Annotated in this window: 29 protein-coding genes; 22 read left to right on the top strand and 7 right to left on the bottom strand. The window is 53.7% G+C overall.

The window, feature by feature from the left end; all coding sequences use genetic code 11:
* Position 1 precedes the first annotated feature (1 nt).
* The 6 genes from fliH (at position 2) to OGW17_RS16680 (ending at position 5,928) form a co-directional block, all read left to right on the top strand.
* Complete coding sequence (gene fliH, locus OGW17_RS16705) at positions 2-760, top strand: flagellar assembly protein FliH (protein WP_049009546.1); 759 nt, start codon at positions 2-4, stop codon at positions 758-760.
* Entirely contained in the window at positions 747-2,066 is a 1,320-nt protein-coding gene (gene fliI, locus OGW17_RS16700; RefSeq protein WP_058668664.1) for a flagellar protein export ATPase FliI, read from the top strand. The genes fliH and fliI overlap by 14 nt, the downstream gene beginning before the upstream one ends.
* A gap of 6 nt (positions 2,067-2,072) precedes the next feature.
* Entirely contained in the window at positions 2,073-2,516 is a 444-nt protein-coding gene (fliJ, locus tag OGW17_RS16695; protein ID WP_071259993.1) for a flagellar export protein FliJ, read from the top strand.
* A 5-nt stretch (positions 2,517-2,521) separates the two neighbouring features.
* Positions 2,522-3,955, top strand: a complete 1,434-nt coding sequence (locus OGW17_RS16690; protein ID WP_058668665.1) for a glycosyltransferase family 2 protein — start codon at positions 2,522-2,524, stop codon at positions 3,953-3,955.
* Between the two features lie 33 nt (positions 3,956-3,988).
* On the top strand, positions 3,989-4,930 hold the full coding sequence (locus OGW17_RS16685) for a hypothetical protein (protein WP_071259990.1): 942 nt from the start codon (positions 3,989-3,991) through the stop codon (positions 4,928-4,930).
* A 110-nt stretch (positions 4,931-5,040) separates the two neighbouring features.
* A complete protein-coding gene (locus OGW17_RS16680) occupies positions 5,041-5,928 on the top strand; it encodes a glycosyltransferase family 9 protein (protein WP_175479753.1) in 888 nt (295 codons plus the stop codon).
* A 99-nt stretch (positions 5,929-6,027) separates the two neighbouring features.
* Here OGW17_RS16680 and OGW17_RS16675 read toward each other — a convergent pair whose 3' ends face one another.
* The 5 genes from OGW17_RS16675 to flgA all read right to left on the bottom strand — a co-directional run bounded on the left by OGW17_RS16675 (position 6,028) and on the right by flgA (position 10,076).
* A complete protein-coding gene (locus OGW17_RS16675; protein WP_071259984.1) occupies positions 6,028-7,101 on the bottom strand; it encodes a glycosyltransferase family 2 protein in 1,074 nt (357 codons plus the stop codon).
* Positions 7,102-7,119: 18 nt separating this feature from the next.
* Positions 7,120-8,367, bottom strand: a complete 1,248-nt coding sequence (locus tag OGW17_RS16670; protein WP_175479752.1) for a class I SAM-dependent methyltransferase — start codon at positions 8,365-8,367, stop codon at positions 7,120-7,122.
* Positions 8,368-8,440: 73 nt separating this feature from the next.
* On the bottom strand, positions 8,441-8,878 hold the full coding sequence (locus OGW17_RS16665; RefSeq protein ID WP_071259981.1) for a flagella synthesis protein FlgN: 438 nt from the start codon (positions 8,876-8,878) through the stop codon (positions 8,441-8,443).
* A 2-nt stretch (positions 8,879-8,880) separates the two neighbouring features.
* A complete protein-coding gene (flgM, locus tag OGW17_RS16660; RefSeq protein ID WP_012133704.1) occupies positions 8,881-9,153 on the bottom strand; it encodes a flagellar biosynthesis anti-sigma factor FlgM in 273 nt (90 codons plus the stop codon).
* A 131-nt stretch (positions 9,154-9,284) separates the two neighbouring features.
* Complete coding sequence (gene flgA / locus OGW17_RS16655) at positions 9,285-10,076, bottom strand: flagellar basal body P-ring formation chaperone FlgA (protein WP_081353224.1); 792 nt, start codon at positions 10,074-10,076, stop codon at positions 9,285-9,287.
* Between the two features lie 78 nt (positions 10,077-10,154).
* Between flgA and flgB the strand changes: the two genes are divergently transcribed.
* From flgB to OGW17_RS16595, 12 genes are read left to right on the top strand one after another with little or no spacing between them, the layout of a single operon-like run.
* Positions 10,155-10,505: a flagellar basal body rod protein FlgB gene (gene flgB / locus OGW17_RS16650; protein ID WP_012133701.1), complete on the top strand. Its 351-nt coding sequence runs from the start codon at positions 10,155-10,157 to the stop codon at positions 10,503-10,505.
* 23 nt (positions 10,506-10,528) lie between these two features.
* Positions 10,529-10,954 (top strand): flagellar basal body rod protein FlgC, encoded by a 426-nt coding sequence (gene flgC / locus OGW17_RS16645; RefSeq protein WP_012133700.1) that lies wholly within the window; start codon positions 10,529-10,531, stop codon positions 10,952-10,954.
* A 2-nt stretch (positions 10,955-10,956) separates the two neighbouring features.
* Positions 10,957-11,640 carry a flagellar hook assembly protein FlgD gene (flgD, locus tag OGW17_RS16640; protein WP_071259978.1) on the top strand — a complete coding sequence of 228 codons (684 nt, stop codon included), beginning with the start codon at positions 10,957-10,959 and terminating at the stop codon, positions 11,638-11,640.
* Between the two features lie 34 nt (positions 11,641-11,674).
* Complete coding sequence (gene flgE / locus OGW17_RS16635) at positions 11,675-12,865, top strand: flagellar hook protein FlgE (RefSeq protein WP_012133698.1); 1,191 nt, start codon at positions 11,675-11,677, stop codon at positions 12,863-12,865.
* On the top strand, positions 12,865-13,596 hold the full coding sequence (locus OGW17_RS16630; RefSeq protein ID WP_012133697.1) for a flagellar basal body rod protein FlgF: 732 nt from the start codon (positions 12,865-12,867) through the stop codon (positions 13,594-13,596). The genes flgE and OGW17_RS16630 overlap by 1 nt, the downstream gene beginning before the upstream one ends.
* 21 nt (positions 13,597-13,617) lie before the next feature.
* Complete coding sequence (flgG, locus tag OGW17_RS16625) at positions 13,618-14,403, top strand: flagellar basal-body rod protein FlgG (protein WP_012133696.1); 786 nt, start codon at positions 13,618-13,620, stop codon at positions 14,401-14,403.
* Between the two features lie 26 nt (positions 14,404-14,429).
* The gene (flgH, locus tag OGW17_RS16620) at positions 14,430-15,095 is read left to right on the top strand and encodes a flagellar basal body L-ring protein FlgH (protein ID WP_012133695.1); all 666 of its coding nucleotides are present in this window, start codon (positions 14,430-14,432) and stop codon (positions 15,093-15,095) included.
* A complete protein-coding gene (locus OGW17_RS16615) occupies positions 15,095-16,198 on the top strand; it encodes a flagellar basal body P-ring protein FlgI (protein WP_012133694.1) in 1,104 nt (367 codons plus the stop codon). The genes flgH and OGW17_RS16615 overlap by 1 nt, the downstream gene beginning before the upstream one ends.
* 9 nt (positions 16,199-16,207) lie before the next feature.
* A complete protein-coding gene (locus OGW17_RS16610; RefSeq protein ID WP_071259975.1) occupies positions 16,208-16,597 on the top strand; it encodes a rod-binding protein in 390 nt (129 codons plus the stop codon).
* Positions 16,598-16,600: 3 nt separating this feature from the next.
* Complete coding sequence (gene flgK / locus OGW17_RS16605) at positions 16,601-17,986, top strand: flagellar hook-associated protein FlgK (protein WP_012133692.1); 1,386 nt, start codon at positions 16,601-16,603, stop codon at positions 17,984-17,986.
* Positions 17,987-18,008: 22 nt separating this feature from the next.
* A complete protein-coding gene (gene flgL, locus OGW17_RS16600) occupies positions 18,009-18,926 on the top strand; it encodes a flagellar hook-associated protein FlgL (protein ID WP_071818870.1) in 918 nt (305 codons plus the stop codon).
* Between the two features lie 5 nt (positions 18,927-18,931).
* Complete coding sequence (locus OGW17_RS16595) at positions 18,932-19,936, top strand: hypothetical protein (protein WP_049011795.1); 1,005 nt, start codon at positions 18,932-18,934, stop codon at positions 19,934-19,936.
* A 40-nt stretch (positions 19,937-19,976) separates the two neighbouring features.
* On the opposite strand, the gene OGW17_RS16590 is transcribed toward OGW17_RS16595, so the two are convergent.
* Together OGW17_RS16590 and OGW17_RS16585 are read right to left on the bottom strand one after the other, a co-directional pair.
* Positions 19,977-20,447 (bottom strand): hypothetical protein, encoded by a 471-nt coding sequence (locus OGW17_RS16590; protein WP_012133689.1) that lies wholly within the window; start codon positions 20,445-20,447, stop codon positions 19,977-19,979.
* Entirely contained in the window at positions 20,419-21,372 is a 954-nt protein-coding gene (locus OGW17_RS16585) for a winged helix-turn-helix domain-containing protein (RefSeq protein WP_071259973.1), read from the bottom strand. The genes OGW17_RS16590 and OGW17_RS16585 overlap by 29 nt, the downstream gene beginning before the upstream one ends.
* A 743-nt stretch (positions 21,373-22,115) precedes the next feature.
* Here OGW17_RS16585 and OGW17_RS16580 point away from each other — a divergent pair.
* The 4 genes from OGW17_RS16580 to fliD all read left to right on the top strand — a co-directional run bounded on the left by OGW17_RS16580 (position 22,116) and on the right by fliD (position 25,668).
* Entirely contained in the window at positions 22,116-22,994 is an 879-nt protein-coding gene (locus OGW17_RS16580) for a flagellin N-terminal helical domain-containing protein (RefSeq protein ID WP_024130628.1), read from the top strand.
* Between the two features lie 43 nt (positions 22,995-23,037).
* Complete coding sequence (locus tag OGW17_RS16575) at positions 23,038-23,172, top strand: hypothetical protein (RefSeq protein WP_258525368.1); 135 nt, start codon at positions 23,038-23,040, stop codon at positions 23,170-23,172.
* Positions 23,173-23,241: 69 nt separating this feature from the next.
* On the top strand, positions 23,242-24,135 hold the full coding sequence (locus OGW17_RS16570) for a flagellin N-terminal helical domain-containing protein (RefSeq protein WP_071259971.1): 894 nt from the start codon (positions 23,242-23,244) through the stop codon (positions 24,133-24,135).
* Positions 24,136-24,339: 204 nt separating this feature from the next.
* Positions 24,340-25,668, top strand: coding sequence for a flagellar filament capping protein FliD (gene fliD, locus OGW17_RS16565; protein ID WP_047458617.1), 1,329 nt, complete (start codon positions 24,340-24,342; stop codon positions 25,666-25,668).
* The last annotated feature ends 8 nt before the right edge of the window (positions 25,669-25,676 follow it).

The following is a 25,676-nucleotide window of genomic DNA, read 5'->3' as shown; positions in this document are numbered from 1 at the left end:
CATGTTCAAGAAACGGAGTTTACCGCTGGATGCCCTGACCGCCAGCCGCCAGGCGGTGGTTAAGCCGCGCTTATACCGCTTCCCGCCCCTGCGTAATCGCAGGATGCCTGCCGGTGTTGTCGCTGATGAAGACGCCGCACCGACGCTGGACCCCGCCGACTACCAGTTACAGGTAAAAGAGGGGTTCCAGGAAGGGATGAACCGGGGGTTTGCCCAGGGGATGGAAGAAGGCCGGGAAGAGGGCTACCAGGAAGGCATTCGTCTTGGTTTTGACGAAGGGATGCGCAAAGGGCTGATTGAAGGTAAACAGCAGGCGCGTCAACAGTTCCTGGACGCCGCCGCCCCGTTTGAGCGCCTGACCGCAGAGGTGCAGAACTACCTGGAGCGTTACGAGCAGCGTCGCCGCGAAGAGTTGCTGCAACTGGTGGAAAAAGTGACCCGCCAGGTGATCCGCTGTGAACTGGCGTTGCACCCGACGCAACTGCTGGCGCTGGTGGAAGAGGCGTTGACCAGCCTGCCGCATCAGCCGGAGCAGGTACGTGTTCAGCTAAACAGCGAAGAATTTATGCGCATCAGCGAGGCCGAACCGGAGAAAGCGCGTGAGTGGGGACTGGTTGCCGATCCTTCTCTGGAGCCGGGAGAGTGCCGCGTTATCACCGATACCACGGAGATGGATGTGGGCTGTCAGCACCGTCTCGATCAGTGCGTAGATGTACTGAAAAACAGTTTGCTGCCGGAATCGCCGCATGAGCAGCCTTGATTTTGAAGAGGCGCTGCGCTCTATCGAGCAGATCGATCTGGCGCGCGTCGCCGGGCGGTTGGTCAGGGTCAACGGCATTCTGCTGGAGTGCGTCGGTTGTCGTCTGGCGGTAGGGCAGATGTGCCATGTTGAAAGCGTCGATCAGGAGATGATGGATGCGCAGGTGGTTGGCTTTGATCGTGACGTGACCTACCTGATGCCCTTCAAGCATCCCTCTGGCCTGATCGCTGGCGCCCGCGTGTTTCCCGCAGGCAAAACTGAAGGGGTTATGATCGGCGATCAGTGGCTGGGACGCGTGGTAAACGGTCTTGGCGAACCCCTTGATAATAAAGGAAAGCTCGGTGGCGATACGCTGTTAGCACAGCAGCTTCCGCAGGTGCATCCGCTTAAGCGTCAGCCTGTTCATGCGCCGCTGGACGTTGGCGTTCGCGCCATCAACGGCTTGCTGACTATCGGTAAAGGCCAGCGCGTCGGGCTGATGGCGGGCAGCGGCGTCGGTAAAAGCGTTCTGCTCGGCATGATCACGCGTTACACCCGGGCGGAAGTCGTGGTGGTAGGGCTGATCGGTGAGCGAGGCCGTGAAGTCAAAGAGTTTATTGAAAATGCTTTGCAGGCTGAAGGGCTGGCGAAGTCGGTGATTGTCGCCGCGCCAGCGGATGAATCGCCGCTGATGCGCATTAAAGCCACCGAGTTATGCCACACCATTGCCGGCTATTACCGCGATAAAGGGAAAGACGTTCTGCTGCTGGTGGATTCCCTCACGCGTTACGCGATGGCGCAGCGTGAAATCGCCCTGTCGCTTGGCGAACCGCCTGCGACCAAAGGCTATCCGCCGTCGGCGTTTGGGATGATCCCGCGGCTGGTTGAAAGCGCCGGAAACAGCGAAAGCGAGGGATCGATGACCGCGATCTATACGGTGCTGGCGGAAGGGGACGATCAGCAAGATCCGATTGTGGACTGCGCCCGCGCGGTGCTTGACGGGCATATCGTGCTTTCGCGCCACCTTGCCGAGGCCGGGCATTATCCGGCGATTGATGTCGGCCAGTCTATCAGCCGCTGTATGAGTCAGGTGACGGAGCGTGAGCACCAGCTCGCCGCCCGCACGCTGAAACAGCTGTATGCCGAATACCAAAGTATTAAACCGCTGATCCCGCTGGGGGGATACGTTGCAGGCGCCGATCCGCTGGCAGACAGAGCGGTACGCCTTTCGCCCGCGATCAATCAATTCTTACAACAGGAAGTCCAGGATGCCGCGCTGCTTGAGCCGACAATCAGCGATCTGTGCGCCCTGGCGCAGGCAGGGTAATGCACGATGAGCAAACTGATTTCTACGCTTGAGCAACTTCACCTGCTGCGCACCCGCGCGGTAGAAGACTTAAGCACGAAGCTGGCATCGCAAAACCAGCTGTGCCAACGGTTTGAGAAAAATATCGATACGCTGACGTCGCTTGCTGCGGGTCTGGTGTCCCAGAGCGCCAACAGTGCGGCCATGATGATTAACCAGTCGAAATATAAACATAACATTCAACGCATTATCGACTGGCAAAAACAGGAGCAGGCGCTGGCGCGCCTGGAAGCGCAAAAAATTCAGGGCAACCTGCTGGCGGAGGCGAAGCGGGAAAAAAGCATTGAGCTGGTTCTCGACGCTAAACGCGCTGACCGGCAGGCTGAAATCAACCGTCGGGAACAGAAAATGACCGATTCACTCTCTGCCCAGTGCTGGCTGCGTCAACAACGTCTGATTCGTCAACGATAAGCGCTATGAAAAGAAACAAACCGGGTTTCCCGAAAACGTCTTCGCGTTCTCTGATGGGGACGCTGATTCACCGTCAGCAGACGGCACGCGTTCACAGCACGCCGTTCGTTAGCGTCGTCTGCCCGACGTATAACCGACGCGAGTTCCTGCCGTATCTGCTGTATATCTGGCAGTACCAGGACTATCCGGCCGACAAACGCGAACTGATTATTCTGGATGATTCTCCGGTCAGCAATGCCGATCTGATCGAGATGATGACGGACCCGTCGCAGCCCAACGTGCGTTATGTTCACAGTGAAGCGCGTCTGGTACTGGGGCAAAAACGTAACATGCTCAATGCGATGGCGCAGGGAGAGTACATCCTGTGTTTTGACGATGACGATTATTACCCGCCGGATAAAATTTCCTGGCAGGTGGCGCAGATGCAGGCCAGCAACGCGTTGTTCTCCGGCAGCGATCAGATTTATATCTGGTACAGCCATCTGGACAAAATCTATATCACGCACCCTTTCGGGCCGAGACATGCTCTGAACGGCACTTTTGGGTATCACCGCAATTTGTTGAAAAAAAATCGTTATGACGACGATGCGACAAAAGCGGAAGAAACGGGATTCCTGAAAGGCTTTACCACGCCGGTTCACCAGATAGATCCGAAGCGTGCCATTCTCTGTATTTCGCACAGCAGCAATACCTATGACAAAGATTTCATCATGGGCAGCTCCACGCCGGTGGATCTGACGCTGGAAGACATTGTCGATGACGCGAACTTGCTGGCGCACTACCGTCGACTGAGTCATGCGCCGCTAAATGTTCAGGTGAACTGGCAGGCTTTTGAAAAGGTGGCGGTGCTCTACGACCCGGCAAAAGAGGCGGAGCTGGCCCGTCGCTGCGAGGCTTTACTGGATTTTGGCCTGCGCGGCGAACAGATCTGGCCGGTAGCGAAAAACGCGGAGGCGTCGGCGGAACGGGCGGAACTGGCAACGCACTGCCAGGTGCTTGAGCGGGCGCAGAAAGAAGGCTGGAAAAATGTGCTGCTGCTGGATGCCGACGTGCAGTTCGTCAAAAAAGAGAACGCCGTTAACGACATCAACAAGCTGCTGAATGGCCTGAACCAGCTTAACTGGCAGGTGCTTCTGCTCGGCGGGCGCTATGAAAACTTTACGCTCACCCAGTCATTGAAGGGCGTAGCGCGGATCTATAACGCGGGCTGCGGCTGCGCGTATGCCGTTAACGCAGGTTATTACGATGCCCTGCTGGACGCCTATCGCCAGGCGATGGACTATCCGGCAAGCCTGGATCGCTGCTGGGCGGCATTAATGAATAAGGGGGATTTGTGGCTGGGATTCAGCCCGAGCTTTGCCTTCCTGCAACATCACCCGGACCCTAAAAGTGGCGAAATCATCGATTGTACGCACTGGTTTTTCCGTAAACACCGCTAACCGCAGGCCAGAATACGCCTGGAGAGAGCAAACATGGAACTGATAGAACATTACCAACCTGAATTTGTGTCACGCTTTGATGCGCGAGAAACCCCGTGCCAGTGCCCGGCTTGCCAGCATGCGCAGCAAAACTGGCCGCGTATTAGCGTGAAGCTGAAAAACCAGCAGCGTGAAAGTCTGGATATCACCTGTGAAGCGGCGGCCAGAGAGATGCTGCTTAACCCGGAGGCCTTTATCCTGCACACCTCGCAAGGGGAGGCGCAGGGCGAAGATGAGTTATCCGCCTGGAGCGAAACCCTGAACCAGCAATGTATTAACCTGGCGGTACATCCTGCGCTGTCGCTGGAAGGCAGCCTGTATGCGATCGGCGTTTTGCTGAGTAAGGCGCAGCAGTATCTGGACGGCGGCGAGCACGATCCGGCCCTGCTGTCCTCTATGGGAGAGCAACTGGCGATGCTGGCAGAGCAGGGCGTGCTGACACAGCAGTTTGCGCTGTTGCCTCCGATTGCTGAAAACCGCATTGCCGCGCTAAAAGAGATGGGCCGGGTACGCCTGAATCTGAATCTGCCGCTGACTGAAAAAATGAGCGTGGCGCTGAAAATGAGCGAGCTGTCGGTGATGCAGCCAGCGCGGTTGGCGGATCGTCTTCAGCAACTGGAATCGCTCTGGTCAACCATTCCGCTGTTTGATGAACAGCCGCACATCCTGCGTAATGCGCTGATTTATCAACTGTATAACGATGTATTCCCCGGCATTCAATGCACCAATTACGGAGAGGCGCTACTGGGGCTGGCCAACCAGTTCTTCCAGATCAAAATGCTGTGCGCAATCCGCCGCGAACAGGGAGCGCTGACGCAGGATGATGTCGTGCTGCTGATTAACGCGCTGAAGGGGTGGCAGCAGCAGAATCCGTTCTCCGCGAATGCGGCGCATACCTCTGACTACAGCCTGCTGTGCGGGTTGTCGCTGTTGTAATAAATCATATGGATACTGTTTATTTACACCTTAACGCTGCAATGGGAGATACCCTGTATCTCCTGGCAGCGTGCAGAGCCATCAAAAATAAAACAGGCGCGAGCATCATTATGTTGAGCCAGCCGCACTTTAGCGCGCTGGCGCGGGCATGCCCGCATATCAGCGAGGTCTGGCCGGTGGACTCTCTTAGTGCGGAGCAGCATCAATGCATTCAGCGGGCGCAGGCGCAAGGGCGACTCTTTGACTTTACGCATTGGGCCCATGCGCTCAGACCGCTACATATGATCGATGCTTTTCTCGCGCAGGCAGGGCTTGAGGCGTCCGCAGCGGATAAACACCTCGATTTGGTCATTCCAGAATCTGCCCACAGTGCCGTTGACGCGTTCTGGCAGCAACATAAATTAGAAAACGCGCCGGTGTTATTAATGCACCCTAATATTGGACACCCAAACCGGACCTGGCCGCAAAATAACTGGCATGAGCTGGCGCAAATGTGGCTGCAAACGGGGTGGCAAGTTGTGTTCATTGGGAGCAATAACAACTCTGAGGCGGGAAAATCGATGGCGGAAGCGTATCCGACCGGGGTTATCAATGCTATTGACCGCTTTTCAGCGCTGGAAACGGTTGCGCTTATGCAGCGAGCGAACATGCTGGTTTCCTGTGATTCAGGGCCGGTCATGCTTGCGGCGGCAACAGATATCCCTGTGGTAGCCCTCTATTCAACCGTGGCTGCGGAACACCGGTTGCCGTTTCGCCGTGGGGAAGCGGGCTGGCGTTGTATGGGAATTGATCTCGCCTGTAGCCATGGGCCATGTGCGCGTTTGCTGATGAACGATGTCATTTTCACCACCGTGCTTAAACGCCCTTTTGATGTGCCGACGACTCAGGAATTTGCAAACTGGTGCGTTCATAAAACCCCTTTCCGTTGTCTGCGACAATATGAACCGGCGATGCTGTATACCCAAATGGTCAGTTTTGTTTTATCGCTCCAGGAATAACGTTATTTCTTGTCGTGCCGGTTCCTGAAGGAATATCTGGTAAAAGCGATTGGCTATGCGGCATAGCCAATCGTATTGCTAAATAGCGTGGTATGAAGACTAAAAACCTTCGGCTAATATTCTTCTTTTGTTCTTTATCGCCAGTTCAATTCTGCCTGATAGCGCGATGAATTCGCTCTCATCAATAATATTGCTGTCGCGAGCAATTTGGTTAATCAAGGCATGCAGCAACACAAGCCCATTCTCTGTTGGCGTGTCTACATACAGTTCATGAAAAATGGATGCCAGATAGTGAATCATCTTCTGTGCGGAAAATAAAGGCAGCGTTTCGGGCAAATTACGGATTATCGCATCCTGATATAGCATACCCGTATATCGGTTTAAACATTGTACGGTTTGGGGATTGCTGATATTTCCGGCCCGGGGAAGCAGCAGTCGGAAGGTATCAAGGATAGCCAGCGCGCGTTTTGCTTTGCTGCTGGAAGTGGTGATTGAGCCGTTACGAATGGTATGGAAATACAGTCTGTCGGCAAGGCACCTTACTTTTGCGTCGGGCACGCTGAGCAGCAATTCGGTGGTGAAGTATTCATCCTCAAAAAACGGTGTCTTAAACCGCATATGAGCATACGTTTTTCGCCGCCAGGCATATCCCCAGACCACAACGGAGTAACCGTGTCCTGTTCGGGCGCGTTCGGTAATGCAGTGATTAAAGAACGTTTCGGCATGAAATGTTTTATTAATCAGATTACGCGGCCGTTGATAATACCCGGAAACCATATTGTTGCTGATATGGTGCAGGTGAAATTCCAGATGGGTGGAGAAAAACAGGACATCCAGGTGATGCTTTTCCATTTCGCACACAATGGTTTCGATACCATCCGAAGCGATATGATCGTCAGAGTCCAGGCAATAAATATATTCACCTGATGCGCTTGCTAACGCGGCGTTGCGGGCCTCGGCGAGTCCTCTGTTTTCCTGGTCAACAATACGCATACCCGGCAGACGGCTCTGATAACGCGCCAGAATATCCCGGGAGTTATCTGTCGAACCGTCATTAACCGCGATAATTTCCAGATGCCGCCAGGTCTGCGCAACGAGTGAATCAAGGCAGCGCTCAAGGTATGCGCTGACATTGTAGACCGGCAAAATAATCGATACGACAGGGTGATTCATTGGCTACTCTCCCTGTTGCTATGATTTCAGCTTTTGGATGATTATCTCAATTGCGGATTCAGCAAACGCCGTCCGCGTTTGATCGAATCGAGGCATACCTTTTAAATGGCTATGATTCAGCCTCTCTATTTTCTCAATACTAAAGTTCCCTGGCAGGGTTTGTAATAACGATAATACGTTGACGGAAACAGGTGACCAGCTCCGATGCTTAAAGGGCGTAAAAGTATGTTTATGATCGTCGTTGAAGGTTGATGGCCAAACGCCTTGCTCGTATAAATCTTCGTCTGGAATGGTTAAAACCAGATGACCGCCGGGTTTTACGACCCTTAACCAATGAGGCAGCGCGACATAGGGGTCCATAACATGCTCCAGGCAATGCCCTGAATAAACGAAATCAAATTCGTTATCCGGTACTCTGGCTAAATACTGCGCGTCACCTTGTTGAAGATCGAATACGGTTATTGATTGGATTAAAGGAAACAGACTTTGATACAACGTAATACTGTCATCGCCGCCGCCAATATCCAGACCTTTTCCTGACAGCCAGCGAGTACTGAAACGCGCATCAAGCAATCTCCTGTTAATTGACATACAGGTTGTTCCTGGTATCCCCGTTCGAAATACGGGGGCGGCAGTCCGGTCTCCTGCCAGAATATGGGTGTTAACGCCGAATTCTCGCCAGCTTTTAGGCCAAAGTACAACGTAGCCCTGGTCATCGGGGTAATGTTTGATGATATGCGTCCCGCTATAGGCCTCAAGCGCTTCCAGAAACGCGTTCTCAGCGTCTTCTGTGGGAGGAGGGAGCGCTTTGCAGCCGGTGGCCTCATGCATGACGCGAAGATAGATACGGCTATCGTCAATAATAATCAGCGCATTATCCGCAAATTCTTTTAGCTGGCGTAACTCATTGAGCAGAGGAAGGCGCGTTTCCTCATTGTATTTATTGCTCTGGTAGTCCTCGAATTTAAAATCCGCGCCGGGGAAGTGTGCATCCAGAAAAACAACGGCGCGCTTGATGAAAAGAGTGCGTTTAATTTCTTCATGGGACAAAAATGTCAGGCTGTCTTCATTGTACAGATGCAGATTGTCTATTTTTGGCGCGGCATCAAATAACGGTTTATAGATTTCACAGGAATAAACTTCTTCAGCACCTGAGCGTAAGGCATATACACTTGATGCACCTTTACCAAAACCTGTTTCAATCACATGAGTAACACGATAGTGACGAATCAGGTGGGGAAGGTTGAAGCGTCGTAATTGCCCCATAATATTGGCCTCGATGAAAATTACGGATAGAACGCAAACGGAACAAAGCTACAAATCAATAAATTACAGTGCATTACCCCTGCTGATACAGCCAGTTTTCGGGTTCGCTGATATTCAACAGATTGGTCAGAATCTCCTGCTGCATATTCATCAGCATGGCGTTGTATTCATTGGTGGCCTGACATTGCGCGACCTGTTGCTGGAGACTTTGCCAGAGAGCGGAAACGGAAGGCTGGTGGGCGGCAGGCAGGCGGGAAATGAGCGTTTGCATGCCCTGCGCGTTGGCGTTAATGCCTAACCGTTCAAGCAGGCGATAACGTTGCTGACTGTGCTGCGACAAGTGCTGGTAGCACGCCATGATTTGCGCGTTCAGCACGTCAAGCTCTGCGGCGCGGCGCGCAATAATGTGGTCGCGCTGCTGTATGAGTAAATCATTCAGGACATGGTAATGCTTACGGTCTTCGGCCATGTCCTGTATCAGTGTTTTAACGCTCTGAGCGGCGTTAGTCATAATTACCTCTGGAAATACTTCTGCATCGCATCCGTCAGCGAATCGAGGTTAACCGCGATTTTACCGCTGCTGATAGCGTCTTTCATTTCAGCTACGCGCGCCATATCCACTTCCGGCAGCGCAGAGAGTTGTGTTTGCGCATCGCCCAGTACCGGATCGATCGCGGCGCTGCGCTCAATTTTCGTGCCTTCCTGAGCGACAGTGCGGGTCTGTTCTGCGGCGCTGCTCTTGTTGATTGCGGTTGCCAGATTGTATTGATTCGCTACTACTTTCATCGCTTCGCCTCTTTTTCATCTTTTCGTTATGGTTGCGGATGAATCCTGCCCTGCGGAAGGAGGACTTCCGATGCCCTCACCGTTAAAGAGCGGCCTGTTGCCGGTAAAACTTAAACCGCGAATGAATATTTTTAGTTTCCGCTGGCGTAGACCATTTTGACGACGCCAGCGTCCGCGACAATCGCGCTGACCACCCGCTCGCTGCTCTCATTTTTCACCTTAATCATTTCGCCTTTACGTCCCTTTTTCATGGCTTCCCCCATCGTACGGGCCTCTACGCCTCCCTGTTCGGCGATCATCAGAACGCGCTGACCGCGTTCAACCAGCACCGGAGATTCCAGTTGCGTCAGGGTGATCGGCTGTAGTTCACGAATGCGGCGCTTCACGGTCAGCCCAATGGCCTCATCCGGGTCGGTGAGGTAGTTGCCGCGCGTGCTGCTGATGTTGAGCTTTTTGATGGATACGTCGCTGGCGGATAACACCTGGCCGCGCTCCAGCGAATTTTTGGCGATCACCACCGGAAGATAGACATCCGGTTTGACGGTGACGGCGACATCCCAGCCTTGCGGCCCTTCACAGCGCACATCAAAACGCAGGCGGTTGAGATCGATGCGTTCGCCGCCGGGCAGCGACACGGTTAGCGCGTCAGGGCAGGGAGCGTACCGGGAGACGTCGGAAGGGATAAACAGGTTCATCTTCGCCTGGTACTCGGGCCACTTGCGGCGCCCGGCCTCCTGGCGAAGGGCTTGCGCTGCGTGATGTTGAACGGCGGCAGTGACCTGCTTACGCGCGCTCTGCACTTTTTCCGGGGCGGCGAAGGATGGCAGCGCCGTAAAAAGCATCAGTAGGAAGGATAACGTTCCAGGGCGGAAACAACGCTTCACCCGCGAAGGGATAAAACCAATAAAGCCATTAAAAATCATGATGTTAAAACCTTGGCATGAATATTGCTATACAGGAAAGCAGATCATTGCAGGTTTAGCATCACGAGGGTGTGAGTTGTGAGTATTACTTTTGACAAAGCATTGGGCGTTCATCCACAGGCTGTAGCGCTTCGACTTTCCCGAGCAGAGTTGCTGTCAGCCAATCTGGCAAACGTCGATACCCCCAATTTCCAGGCTAAAGATATTGATTTTGCCGCTGAGATGCAACGTTCATCGTGGAGTTTTTCGAATCCGTCAGCGCCGCAAGAGATGTACCGCGTGCCTTATCAGCCCTCTTCCGATGGCAACACCGTTGCGCTGAACGTCGAGCAGGCTGAGTTTGCGAAGAATACCCAGGATTATCAGATGAGCCTGGCATTTTTAAACATGAAATTCACGGGCCTGAAAAAGGCCATTGAAGGTAAGTAATCCTACGCAGGTGATAACGGAATATGGCTTTTACCGATATTTATCGCGTTTCGGGGTCGGCGATGACGGCGCAAACCGTTCGTCTGAATACCATCGCCAGTAACCTCGCTAATGCGGAAACCGCCTCCGCCACCGAAGACGGCGTCTATAAAGCCCGTCGTCCGGTGTTTGCTGCGGTTTATAAGAATGATGAGTTAATGAATAGCAGGGCGTTAACCGGCGCGCGCGTCCAGGTGATGGATGTTGTCGAAACCGGCAATGCCGTACAGCGTTATGAGCCGCATAACCCGATGGCAAATACGGATGGCTATGTCTACTACCCGGATGTCAACGTGGTGGAGGAGATGGCGGACATGATGTCGGCGTCGCGCGGTTTCGAAACCAATGTTGATGTTCTGAACAGTGTTAAAAGCATGCAGCAAAGTCTGCTGAGACTCGGAGAGGTATAAGGATGAATGTAGACGGCACGTCCACCAGAAGCCAGACAGGAACGTCGGATAGCAGCATTGCCAGTAACAACAATAACAGCAGCGCAGCCGGCATGAACACGCTGTTCATGCAGCTTCTGGTCGCGCAGATCCAGAATCAGGACCCGCTGAACCCTACCGATGGCACCGAGTATGTCAGCCAGCTGGCGCAGCTGGCGCAGGTTCAGTCAATGGAAACCATGTCGCAACTGATGGCGAACAGTTCCGTATTGATGGACAACCTGCAAACGCTCACCACCGGCAACCTGGTCGGGCAGCATGTGATGGTGCAGACCGACGCGATCAACTCTGACGGCGAAACGACGATTAACGGACGTCTGACGCTGGATCACGCTTCCGGTGTGACGACGGTCATCGTCAAAGACGCGGCCGGCACCGAGCACAAAATTGAGCTGGGGAAACAGGACGCCGGGCAGGTGGACTTCACTATTGACCCGCAGGAGCTGGGCCTGAGCGAAGGGAAATACACCCTTAGCGTTGTGACCGATACGGGCGAAGAAGGCATTCCTGTTGAAGTGGGCGGTATCGTCAACAATGTGCGCATCCCGCTTGATGGCAGCGCCATCCAACTGAATATCACCGGAATCGGTGAGATTGCTTACAACAATATTACCCAGTTTGGCAGCGACCCGCAGAAACGTGCGTAAGTCGGGTTAAGCGTTGAGTTAACAGGAATTTATTATGAGTTTTAATATTGCGACCTCCGGTCTGAATGCAATTACCGAGCAGTTGAACGCCATTTCCAACAACATTGCGAACTCCGGCACCGTAGGATTCAAATCCGGCCGTGCGGAATTTTCCTCACTGTATGCGGAAAGCCAGCCGCTGGGCGTAGGGGTTTCTGGTGTGACCCAGAGTATTACCCGAGGCGGAAACATTTCTACCACCGGAAATGCGCTCGATCTGGCGATCAGCGATAGCGGATTTTTCATGGTGCGCGACAGCACGGGGACCACGGCATATACGCGTGCGGGCTACTTCGGCACCGACAGCAGCGGCAACCTGATCAACAACCTGGGGATGTATCTTCAGGGCTACCCGGTTAATGCTAACGGCGAGATAGAAGTGGGGACGATCGGCAATCTGACGATCAGCAGCGGCTCTATTCCGGCGAAGGCGACCGACAGCCTCGACTTCACCGCCAACCTGGACGCGCGCGCCGCCGAACCGGAGACGGCGCCTTTCAACCCAAAAGACAGCACTTCCTATAACAATACCTACACCACGCAGGTTTTTGATTCCCTGGGACGCGAGCACACGCTGAACCAGTATTTTGTGAAAACCGGCGAGAACACCTGGCAGGTTCACTATTACATGGACGACGTGGAAATCCCGGACAGCAGCCAGGCGATAGAATTTACCGAGCAGGGCGTCCTGAAAAGCCCGGTTGGCCTGACGAACCTGACCACATCGATCTCCGGCGCGGCGGATCTCTCTATCGATCTGAGCTACAACGGCACCAGCCAGTACGGTTCTGACTTCTCCGTCAGCAAAAACAACAGCAGCGGCTACGCGTCTGGCGAACGTACCGGTCAGGCGATTGATGAAGACGGCAGCGTTTACGCGACCTTCTCCAACGGCGAACGGATGTTGCAGGGGCAACTGGTGCTGGCGAACTTTGCGAACCCGAATGGTCTGGCGTCAAAAGACGGCACGACGTGGGTACAAACCGCCAGTTCCGGCGCGCCGCTGACTGGAACGCCGGGCACCGGTTTGCTGGGTTCTGTGAAATCCGGCGCGCTGGAATCCTCAAATGTGGATTTGACCTCTGAGCTGGTTGGTCTGATGACCGCGCAGCGTAATTACCAGGCGAACACGAAGGTTATCAGCACCAACGACAACATGATGAACGCTCTCTTCCAGGCGGTGTAATGGATCGTTTGATTTTTACCGCCATGAGCGGCGCATCGCGCAGTTTGTCGCAGCAGCAGATCCATGCAAACAACCTGGCGAATGTGAATACCCAGGGGTTTCGTAGCGATCTTGATAATGCGATTTCTCAGCAGGTTAACGGCGAGGGATATGCCTCGCGTTATATGGCGCTGCCTACTCAGGGCGGCGTGGATATGACGCCTGGCGCGGTACGTGAAACGGGGCGCAATCTGGATATCGCCATTAAAGGCGATGGGCTGATTGCGCTGGCCAGCGGCAACCGTGAGGTTTACACCCGCAACGGACAGATCGACGTCAGCCCGGAGGGCGATCTGTCGATCAACGGCCTGCCGGTTGAAGGTGACAACGGCCCGATCGTTTTACCGCCGTTCTCGTCCGTCAGCATCGGTGAGGACGGTGTGATCACTATCGTGCCTGACGACGGCGATATTGCCGCGCCGGTTGATGTTGACCGCATCAAGCTGGTGAACATTCCGGTAAGCGACCTGAGCAAAAATGTGGATGGCTTTCTGGTGAGCAACACGGCGATTAACCCACGCGATGAAGAGGTGATGGTGGCGTCCGGGCATCTGGAAACCGCTAACGTCTCGGCCATTAATGAGATGGTCGCCAGCATTGCGCTGAATCGTCAGTTTGAAGCGCAAATCAAGATGATGAAAGCCGCTGAAGATCTCGCTAATTCAGGCAACCGTCTGATTCGTGGCACCTGATAACAATAAGAAGGAATAAAGATGAATCCCGCTTTATGGATCAGTAAAACCGGCCTGGCGGCGCAGGACGCCAAAATGACCGCGATTTCCAACAACCTGGCGAACGTCAACACCACCGGGTTTAAACGCGATCGCGCGATGTTCGCCGATCTGTTTTATCAGAATCAGCGCACACCAGGCGGGCAGCTCGATCAGAACAATATCGCGCCGACCGGCATTCAGTACGGCACCGGGGTGAAGATCGTCGGGACGCAGAAAGAGTTTACCGTCGGCAGCATCCAGAACACTGGGCAAACCTTCGACGTGGCAATCACCGGGCAAGGGTTCTTCCAGGTGGAAACTGCGGATGGCGATATCGCGTATACCCGCGCCGGTAATTTCCAGAAAACGCCAGATGGCGTACTGACGAATGCGCAGGGGCTGCCGCTGGTGCCGCAGATTGAATTGCCGGAGAACGTCAAAGATTTGCAGATTGGTAAAGACGGCACCATCACCGCGACGGTGGCAGGTGAAACCGATCCGGTGGAGCTGGGGCAGTTGACGCTGGTGAACTTCGTCAATCCGGCCGGTCTGGAGGCGATAGGCGGCAACTTATACCGTGAAACGGCGGCCAGCGGCGAAGCGGTTGAAGGCGTACCCGGCGAGGACGCGCTCGGACAACTGGAGCAGGGCTCTCTGGAAGGTTCTAACGTACAGGTCGTTGAAGAGATGGTCGACATGATCACCGTTCAGCGTGCCTACGAAATGAACGCCAAGATGGTCTCTGCCGCCGATGACATGTTGAAGTTTGTCACCCAGTCGATGTAACGACAGGGCTTTAAAGTGAAAGAGAAATGAAAAAGCAGTTAGTTATCAGTCTACTGGCGCTGTTTTTGTCGGGCTGCGAAAGCCCGGCGTTGCTGGTGAAAAAAGACGATGCGGCGTATGCGCCGCCGGAAGATATCGTGGTGCCTGAAACGCAGGTGCGCGGCGGTGGGTTATATAACGGCAACTACAACTGGTCGTTGACCCAGGATCGCCGGGCTTATCGCGTAGGCGACATCCTGACCGTTAAGCTGGATGAGTCTACTCAGGCCAGCAAGCAGGCGCGCACTAACTTTGGTAAGAAAAACGATGTTTCCCTGGGGATACCGGAAGCATTCGGCCATTCAATCGATAAGCTTTCCGGCTCGATTGACGGCAACCGAAACTTTAACGGTAATGCCACCTCGCAGCAGCAAAACAGTCTGCGCGGCGCGATCACCGTTGCGGTTTATAAAGTGTTGCCAAACGGCGTGCTGGCGATTCGCGGGGAGAAATGGCTCACCCTCAACCAGGGGGATGAGTATATGCGGGTGACGGGCCTGGTGCGCGCGGAAGATATCGAACGCGACAACTCCGTCTCTTCACAGCGAATCGCCAATGCCCGTATCTCCTATGCCGGACGCGGCGCGCTCAGCGACGCGAATGCGGCAGGCTGGCTGACCCGCTTCTTCAACCACCCGCTGTTCCCAATTTAATGGAGGCCATGATGCGTAAACTGGCACTCTTTTTCCTGCTGATTTGCAGCATGAACGCGGCGGCGCAGCGTCTTGGCGATGTGGTCGATATTCAGGGCGTACGCGGCAACCAACTGGTGGGCTACAGCCTGGTTGTGGGGCTTGACGGTACAGGGGATAAAAACCAGGTCAAGTTCACCAGCCAGTCCGTTACCAACATGCTGCGCCAGTTTGGCGTGCAGTTGCCTGCGAAGATTGATCCGAAGGTGAAGAACGTCGCGGCCGTGGCGATTAGCGCCACGCTGCCGCCGGGCTATGCGCGTGGGCAAAGTATTGATGTAACCGTCTCCTCGATTGGCGATGCGAAAAGCCTGCGTGGCGGTACGCTGCTGCTGACTCAACTGCGCGGTGCCGATGGCGAAGTGTATGCGCTGGCACAGGGGAATGTGGTGGTAGGCGGCGTGAAAGCCGAGGGCAACAGCGGCTCCAGCGTGACCATCAACACCGCGACCGTTGGCCGTGTGCCAAATGGCGGCTCGGTGGAGCGCGAAGTGCCGAGCGATTTCCAGCAGGAGCCGGTGGTGATGCTGAACCTGAAACGTCCCAGCTTTAAGACTGCCAACAGCGTCGCAGTCGCGCTGAACAACGCCTTTGGTTCCGGCACAGCGACCGCGCAAAGCGCGACTAACGTGGCGGTACGTGCGCCGATGGGCGCGGGCGATCGGGTGGCCTTTATGTCCTCTCTGGAAGATGTGCAGATTAACGCCGGTAAACAGCCGCCACGCGTGGTGTTCAACGCCCGAACGGGAACGGTGGTCATTGGCGATGGCGTAGTGGTGCGCGCTGCGGCGGTATCACACGGCAACCTGACCGTCACCATCCGCGAGTCGTCGAACGTCAGCCAGCCTGGCGCATTCAGCCAGGGAAGAACGGTTGTCACGCCGGAAAGCGACGTCAACGTTAATCGTGGCCGGGGTCAGATGGTGACTATTGCGGCGGGAACCAGCCTGCGCAGCATCGTGAATACCATTAACAGCCTTGGCGCGGCGCCGGACGACACGATGGCTATCTTACAGGCGCTGCATGAAGCCGGCGCGCTGGATGCTGAACTGGTCGTGATTTAAGGAAATACCATGCTGAATGCCATTAACCGACAAACCGCGATTCTGCCCGGCGATCTCTCCGGGCAGGTAAAGCCGCAGAATCTTGAACAGGCCGCCGAACAGTTTGAGGCGCTGATGCTGCGTTCCATGCTGTCGCAAATGCGCAAGGCGTCCGATGTGCTGGGGGAAGACAACCCTTTCAACAGCAAACAGCAGCGGATGATGCGTGATTTTTACGATGACCGACTGGCGTCTGACCTGGCGTCTCAGCGCAGCACCGGGATTACCCAGATGATCATCAACCAGCTTTCGCCGCAGGTGAATACGCCGCTTAAGAAAACGGATGAAATGGCCGCTTTAGAAGAGCAACCGAAAGAACTTAAAACGCCTGTGGTTCCGGTAATGCGCGGGCAGGAGTAAGCCATGAGTATGATTAATATTGCCTTCAGCGGTTTGCAGGCAGCCCAGGTGGGCATGAATGTCACCTCGATGAACATCGCTAACCTGCTGACGCCGGGGTACAGCCGCCAGGGCATTATCCAAAGCTCCATCGGCCCAATGGGGGAAGCGGGTTTTACCGCCGGGAACGGGGTACAGGTCGACAGTATTCGCCGCATCTCCAGTCAGTATCTGGTTAATCAGGTGTGGCAGACCAACTCGAAAGCCAGCTATTTCGAAACCGGAAATCAATATATTGGCGCGCTGGAACAGGTGATCGGCACCGACTCTACCAGTCTTGGTAACGGGCTGGATGATTTTGTCAGCGCCCTGAGCGCATTGACCCAGACGCCGGAATCCCCGGCGCTGCGTCAGCAGCTTATTAACCAGGCGGGCGCGCTGGCGACCCGCTTCAATAACGTTAACAACTTCATCTCCAGCCAGAAAGAGTCGATCAACACCCAGCGCAACGCGATGGTTGACCAGATCAACACCCTGAGTACCAGTATTGCGGACTACAACAAAAAAATTACCGACATGGAGTCAACCGGCGGTAACAGCAGCGTACTGCGCGATCAGCGTGATGAACTGGTAAAACAGTTAAGTACGCTGGCGGACGTGAAGGTGACGGACGATGGTTCCAGCGGGTACACCGTCTCAATGGCGAACGGTCAGCCGCTGGTGAGCGGTAAGGTCGCCGGGCAGCTCAGCGCGGGGCAGGACGCCAACGGCAACTCCACGCTGACGCTGAAATTTTCCACCAGCGAGTTCACGCTGAACCCGTCGGCGGGCGGTCAACTTGGCGCGCTGTATGATTATGAAACCGGCACCCTCCAACAGATGAAAGATTCGGTGCAAGGGATGGCGGAATCGGTGGCAAAACTGTTTAACGATCAGCTGGCGAAGGGCTATGACCTGAATGGCAATTCAGGCAAGCCGCTGTTTACTTTCGATCCGAGCAATCCTGCGGGCATGTTGCAGGTGACGGATCTGAAGCCTGAAGAACTGGCGCTGTCCGGCATCCAGGCCGACGACGGCACGGGCGTACCGGGCAACGGCGATAACCTGAAGGCGCTGATCGAACTGAAAAACCAGAAAACGGATATTCCGGGTCTGGGAAATATGAGCCTGAGCGAAGGGGCTGCGGCGATCATTTCCACTATCGGTATTGCCAGTAAGCAGAGCAAAACAGAAATGGAAGCGGCGTCGACGGTGCGCGACCAGGCGCAGAATCAGCGCGATAACCTGAGCGCGGTAAACCAGGATGAAGAGGCGATTAATCTACAGATCTACATGCAGGCTTACCAGTCAAACATGAAGGTGATCTCCACCGGAAATCAGATCTTCAGCGACCTGCTGGGGATGTTTTAAGCGCCATCAGAGAATTTAAATTATGCGTATTAGTAGTCTTTACAACTCAAATGCCATGCTGGCGCAATTAGGCGTTAACGGCACGCGTATCAGTAAGTTGATGGAGCAGATGTCGACGCAAAAGCGCATTAATGTGCCGTCTGACGATCCTGTTTCCGCAAGTCGTCTGGTGCAACTGAACCGTGAGCAGTCTGCGATTAAACAGTATCAGAGCAATATTTCCAGCCTGAGCGGCGCGCTGTCGATTCAGGAGTCGAACATCACCGCGCTCAGTAACCAGATGCTGGCGGTCGGCGATAAGCTGAAGCTGGCGAATAACAGTACGCTCAGCCAGAAAGATATGGCGGGTTACGGCATGGAGCTTTCTTCAATGCTGGATTCGCTGGTCGCCACCCTGAACGCTAAAAATGAAAACGGCAGCTATCTGTTTTCCGGCACGCAGACCGACAGCCAGACGGTAACGTGGGACGAGGCGAAAGGGCAGTATGTGTATGGCGGCAATGACAGCAGCCGCGAAACGATTGTCGCGAACGGCGTCTCTATTACGGAAAACACCCAGGTTGCTCAGGCATTCTCCGGTTCAGGAAACGACCTTGAGATGCTGAATAAATTGAAAGCGCTCAGCGACAAAATGCAGGACCCGAACGCGAATTACGCTGACTATAAAGACGAACTGGAGGAGATGATCGGTGTCGCGCAAAATACCAGCGATAACATCTCCAGCCTCTTCACCGATCTTGGCGGCCGTCAGAACCGCCTGACGTTGCTCAGCGATGCGCACAGCGATGTCAGCCTTGCGAACGATCAGGTTGTACGGGACCTGTCCGAAACGGACTGGGCGACCACCAGTATCAACCTGCAACTGTATACGCAGTCGGTGCAGATCACTAATAAGGCTTACAGTATGGTGAGTCAGCTTAACTTGTTTAGTCTGTTGTAATTGTTATGCAGGTAGGTTTAAAAACAACGTCCCTTACGACTTCTGCGCCCGCAACCGGGCGCGGAAGCATTGATGCGCCGCAAACGGTCGGCCGCGTCAACGCGCCAGAAATCACCGCGACCCGCAATGCGTTCCCCGAATCGGCGCTGTTGTCCCGCCGTCCGATGCGCTACAACGTACAGCTAAATCAACAACTCACGGCAGTGCAGCAGGCTGACAGCTATCTGGCGCAGACGGAAACGCAATTGTTGCAGGTGCGTCAGTCGTCGCTTCGCGGCGATGCGACGCAGCCGGCGAATACGCTGCAAAAGCATTTGATGCGTCGGACGCAGCTTTCCGGCGGCACTGTCGATCGCCATCTGACCGCGTCGCTGGAGCAAAAAAGCACGGTTAACTTTACGCTTCCCGGCAGTGAGAAACTTCTCAGCCAGCCGGGGGGAGAAACGCTGGTATTTTCACTGGGCGGGCGGCAGCGTGAGATGACCGCCATTTCGTTGCCGGAAGAGGCGACGCCGCGTCAGACGTTGACCCAGTTGAATGTGGGGCTGGGTCGTCTGGGGATTCATGCGCGTCAGACGGCAAACGGGCAACTGATGTTCAGCGTGGATGAAAGCCGTTGGGAGCGGGTCAGCCAACAGCTCACCGTGCGCGGAGAGGGCAGGCATTTCCCCGCCGATGCGTTTACGTTGCTCACGCCACAGGCGGAAACGGCAAGCAGCGATGAGGTTGTTTCGCTGGCGACGCGTCGGGAAAGGGAAAGCCAGGTAAAGCTGCAAAATACGCTGGAGCACATTACCACCCAGCGCAGCAGGCTTCGCCAACAGCAGGAGCGCGTGGCGTCTCGCATCAATGATATGGCGACGGTATACAGCCCGGCGCAGGCCCGGGAAACCGCGCGCGGCCTGGGGGAAGCGCTGGCGAGCAGCGCCAGCAGCTACAGCACCCTCTCCAGGGCGCTGGGCGCGCAGGCAAACGTCAGGCTGGCGACGGTAAAAAATTTGCTGGGGTGATTATCGTAACCGGAAGCGGGCCTCCGCCTCCGGTTTTGACTTACTGCTGGATGGGGTAGAGAAAAATCGACCCGCTTTGCCCTACCACTAGCGGTTGCCCGTTAAATGCCAGCGGCTCCATCCAGAAATTGGTGTTCATCAACATATCGACCAGACCATCTATCATCAGCCCCTTGTGCGTGGTGGTGTAGTAGATGGGCGTCAGGTAAAAATAGAGTTTGCCGTTTTTCCCTGACGTCGGCGTAAATTTTTCCTTTAGTACGAAACGATTGTCATCAGGGCTGGTAATGGTCGCCAGAATGGTGCCTTTCGTTGTTTTCATCCGCGAATTATAAATTTCTTTCGTCTGCGACATCAGGTCATAGAAACCAAGCTGGAAAGTCCCTTCCACATCCGTATTGGGTCGCTCTGCGCCGCCTGTGAGGGTGCTGGTGCCGAATGCGATGGCGAGAAGCACGGAAATACTCAACAAAATCACAAGATTAACTTTCTTTGCATGTTGCCATTTCATTCAGTTTTCTCCGGGTTTCACGCATAATCAGGTTGTTCAGCCGTGTCGGATCGATACGCCAGTGATAAATCGTCATCGCTAACTGCTTTTTGTCGCACTGGCTGGTAAGGGCGAACGTGTAGTTCAGCGATGAATTGGTGATGCTAAAGTAGACGCTCATCCTGACTGACTGCATTTTGATCTGCTGATTAATGGTATAAAAAGTGTCTTTCAGCTTGGTGTACAAGTTATTGGCGTCATAAGACGGCTCGCTGCTCGTCCCAATGGAATACAGGTTGATGTTGCTGTAAACGTTAGGCTGTATCTCCTGGGCGACCAGATGCTCATGGCCTTTCAGTTTCATGTACCAGCCGGTAAAGAGTATGCTGCCGATCGCCGTCAGCGCGAGCAGTAAAAACACGGTGGTCCAGTGGATGGATTTTTTCACTGGCCTGGTCGTTGCAGGCGGCGTGACGCGGACGATATCGTTCACTTGTTCCGCGACAGGAAGTGACGTCTCGTCGACAACCTCATATTCCCCGGCTAAATCGGAGGGGGCGTTTTCTTCCAGCAGAAGATGATTTTCTTCGGGGTCGCGAACCTCGCTCTCTTCTTTTTCGATAAAGCAACAATAATCAGGCTCAAGCAAATACCCTTTTTTAGGGATGGTTTTGATGATTTTTTGCTTTTTGCCGTCGTCTTCCAGTGCCGTACGCAGCGCGTGGATGGCATTGGGCAGACTGTTATTACCGATGACGCGGCGTTCCCAGACCAGCGTGGTGAGTTCTTCACGCGTAAAGATCTTTCCCGCATCTTGCATGAGCGTTTCAAGGAGCTTGAGTTGATATTCTCCCAGACGTTTACGTTCCCCTGTTGTTAAATGGAGAATAGATCCCGAGGGGATATCAACCAGCCAGTTATTAACGGAGTAATAGCGTTTATTCATTTATTCATCGATGGATATACCACCCCAGTAAATGCAACGGCTAAATATCGCAAGAAAATATAGCCTGAACACGGATGTTGACTATCTGTTAATTCCATTTGAAATTCTTAATGAATGCCGCTTGCCTGCGGGAGGTGAGGAAACGAAAAGCGCTTTTGCCGATGGCTGAGTTTGTTTTTCAGCCTGAACAGCACTCAGAAACAAGACACCAGCGGCCTGCTGTTGTTCTGATTATCGCGGAATCATCTTTTCCTGGCGCTCTTTTTACGCGATAAAAATGTGATGTGCAACCTCATTTGCAGTGAAAGATTCGCCTTATTATTAATTCTTCTGATTAAAAGTTAATCGAAATAGTTAAAAGATCCTTATGTAAAATCAGGCCATGCGAATGTGAAAAATTTGTGTTCATCAATCTCCTTTCATGGGGTGTGGGTATATTTTTTGGCAGATTAAAACAATAAACAAGAAAAAATAAAGGAGCGGAGTTAATTTTTTTATCGTTTGTGTCGCCTGATTGCATAATTATGGGGTTGGTTTTATTGCCGGGCTAAAGATGGTTTATTGAGGATGGTATAATAAGAATAATTAATTGGATATTTTTCGTCTTGAAAAAAGAGGGTGACAAATCTTTAAATAAATTTTCATTAAATGAATTTAATTTTTCGTTGTGGTGGGTCGTTTTTATCAGTCAGCAACGACAAGAACCTGATAAAACAGACAGGTAATCCAAGGAGAAATATATTATGTCGCTTTCGATTTTCACCAGTGCTTCTTCTATGGCATCCACCAATGCCCTGAATAAATCCAACAATCTGCTGTCTACCGCAATGGAGCGTCTGGGCACCGGCAAACGCATCAACTCCGCAGCGGACGATGCGGCGGGCTTGCAGATTGCCACTCGCCTTCAGGGTCAGACCAACGGCATGGCCGTTGCGCAGCGTAACATCTCTGATGCCACCGCACTGCTGCAAACCGCAGAAGGCGCGTTCGACGAAGTGAGCAACATCATGTACCGCATGAAAGATCTCGCCACCCAGGCAGCGAACGACACTAACACCACCAAAGACCGTGATGCCATCAACGCTGAAATGAACGACCTGAATGCCGAACTGAAAAACATCATGGGCAACACGTCTTATGCAGGCGATAAATTATTCGGTACTGGCGGTAAATTTGCCGATTCCCTGAACTTCCAGATTGGTTCTTCCTCTGGAGAAACCATGACCGTGAGCCTGGGTGATGAACTGGGCGGTACAGCGAGTGGCCTGTTTAGCGCTTCTGGTTTCTCGGGTATCGGTGACTGGAACAATACCGCTTCCGGTATCAACATCGGGAGCGCCTCCGACGCTACGGCGATGATGAACTCTCTGGAAACGGCGCTGAATGACGTCGGCGCCGTGCGCTCCAAAATGGGTGCGAGCATTAACCGCTTGGGCCACACCGCGGCCAACCTGGCAAACATGAAAGACAACACCGATCTGGCGCTGAGCAATATTCAGGATGCGGACTTCGCCAGCGAAGCCTCCTCCATGACGCGTAACCAGATGCTGGCGCAGACCAGCATGTCCATGCTGAAACAGTCCAACAGCATGTCCAGCATGGTGATGTCTCTGCTGGGTTAACAGTAAGCCGCCGCTTGCCTGGAAAGGCAGGCGATGTGTCCTTATGACGCTGCATCCTGCACGGGGTGCGGCTTTTTTTGTGTCTGCTGTTGCCGTGCTGCTCCTTTTTGCCGTCTTTCTTCGCCATTTTTTCCCCGGGTTGCCTGAAAAATGGTCATTCGAACGTCGTCGGATTTAATTTTCGAAATGGATGTGTCGTTTTGAGTCAGTACAACGAATGAATGACCTGAATGAATAAGGAATATCTATGTCGCTTTCTATTTTCACCAGCGCTTCTTCCATGGCATCCACCAATGCCCTGAATAAATCCAACAATCTGCTGTCCACCGCAATGGAACGTCTGGGTACTGGCAAGCGTATTAACTCCGCAGCGGACGATGCGGCGGGTCTACAGATTGCCACCCGTTTGCAGGGCCAGACCAACGGCATGGCCGTTGCACAGCGCAACATCTCTGATGCCACTGCGCTGCTACAGACCTCCGAAGGTGCGTTCGACGAAGTGAGCAACATCATGTACCGCATGAAAGACCTTGCCACCCAGGCAGCGAACGACACCAACACCACCAAAGACCGCGATGCCATCAACGCCGAGCTGAACGACCTGAACTCTGAGTTGCAGAACATCATGAACAACACCTCCTATGCAGGTGACAAACTGTTCGGTGCTTCCGGTAAGTTTGGCGAAGCGATGAACTTCCAGATTGGCTCTTCCACCGATGAAACCATGCAGGTTGATCTGTCTAAAGAACTAAAAGGTTCTGGCACCGACTCGCTGATTGATGCCAGCGGCGGTTTTGGCACGATTAGCGATATAGGCAGCAGCTACTACTCGGCCAGCGGCATCAACATTACTGACGCTGCCGGCGCGAAAGATCTGATGAACAACCTGGAAACTACGCTGAATGACGTCGGCGCCGTGCGTTCCAAAATGGGTGCGAGCATTAACCGCCTGGGCCACACCGCGGCTAACCTGGCGAACATGAAAGACAACACCGATCTGGCTCTGAGCAACATTCAGGATGCGGACTTCGCCAGCGAAGCCTCCTCTATGACCCGTAACCAGATGCTGGCGCAAACCAGCATGTCCATGCTGAAACAGTCCAACAGCATGTCCAGCATGGTGATGTCTCTGCTGGGTTAATCCTTCGCGGATATCTGCCCCTAAAACACCGCTGTATGGCGGTGTTTTTGTATCCGGCAATGCGCTTCCTTCTGCCGGAAATTGCGGAAGGGGACATTCCTCCTCTTACGTAACTCATTGATAAATACTTATTAAAAAATTGGCACGATAGTTGCTTTATCTACTGTATGTTGAAAGCGGCGCGCGTGCCCGGAGAAACCCACTATGTCTGATTTTGATCCAACGACACTGGCCACACAGTTGGCAGGCTATGACATTCTTGCGCTGCAAACCTCGCTGAAATCACAGACTTCCACGCTGGAAGCGCAGAAAAAAGCGCTTTCCTCGCTGCGTACCGCCCTGTCGGATTTCCGTTCGGCAATCACCGGGCTGAATTCCTCCAGCACCAGCGTGCTGAAAAATACCGCGACCATGAACCAGGAAGGGATCGCGACCATCACCGCCAGCGCGTCTGCCCGTAAAGGGACATACAGCCTGAACGTCACCCAACTGGCTTCTGCGCAGCAGAAAGGGTTTGACGGGCTTGATGATGAGGCGATTAAAAACGCCAGCGGTACGCTGAAGATCAATCTCAACGGCGAGAGCCTTGAAATTGAGATGGATGATTTAGACAGCCTCGCTGATTTTGCCGACGCCATCAATAATGCGGATTTCCCGAGCGCGTCTGACACCGCGACCTCTGACGACGGTCAGAACGGCGTTACCGCTTCGCTGATGCGTATTGATGGCAAGGTGACGCTGATGATGAGCAGCGATCAGAGCGGCGAGAAATACGATATTCAGCTGGATACCAGCGGCATGACCAACGGTCAGGATATCTTTAATGGCGAGAATGTGATTACCGCCGGTAAAGATGCCAAATTCACCGTTGGCGATTCCAGCACCGTTTACTCCAGCAGCTCCAATACCCTGGATAACCTGGTAGACGGCGTTTCGATCAAACTGACCGGCACCACCGAAGCCAACAAGCCGCTGGTTATTTCAGTCGACACGGATGCCACGGGGACAAAGGAGCAAATCCAGGCCTTTATCGATGCCTATAACACGTTGCAGGACACCATCTCCGGGCTGACGGCGACCGGCAGCAGCTCTGATTCGCGCGGCGCGTTTGCCGGTGATGCCAGTATCTCCTCGTTAACCAACGATCTGAGCAACATGCTGCGCGGCACCTTCGGCGATCAAAACATGACGAAGTTCGGCATTACTGCCGACAAAGACGGCAAGCTGTCGATCGACGCCGACACGCTCAATGAGCAACTGAAATCAAATCCGCAATCGGTCGCTGATTTCTTCAACGGGAATAACGGACTGATTAAAGCGATGGATAAATCGCTGGATAAATACCTGAACACCAGCACCGGTTTATTAAAAGGTCGCCAGGAAACGCTCGACAGACAGCAGCGCGACATCGACACCAAAACCGAAAAAATGAACACGCGTTATGAGTCCTCCTATAACCGCTATCTGAAGCAGTTCACGCAGTTACAGTCGATCATGACGCAGATGAATAACACCATGAGTATGTTTAGCTAATTCTTAGG

Origin of the sequence: Citrobacter sp. CK181 (genome assembly GCF_030333595.1) — a bacterium.
Taxonomy (GTDB): Bacteria; Pseudomonadota; Gammaproteobacteria; order Enterobacterales; family Enterobacteriaceae; genus Citrobacter_B; species Citrobacter_B koseri.
The sequence above is the reverse complement of the archived record's forward strand: the minus strand, read 5'-3'. Positions and strand labels throughout refer to the sequence as shown.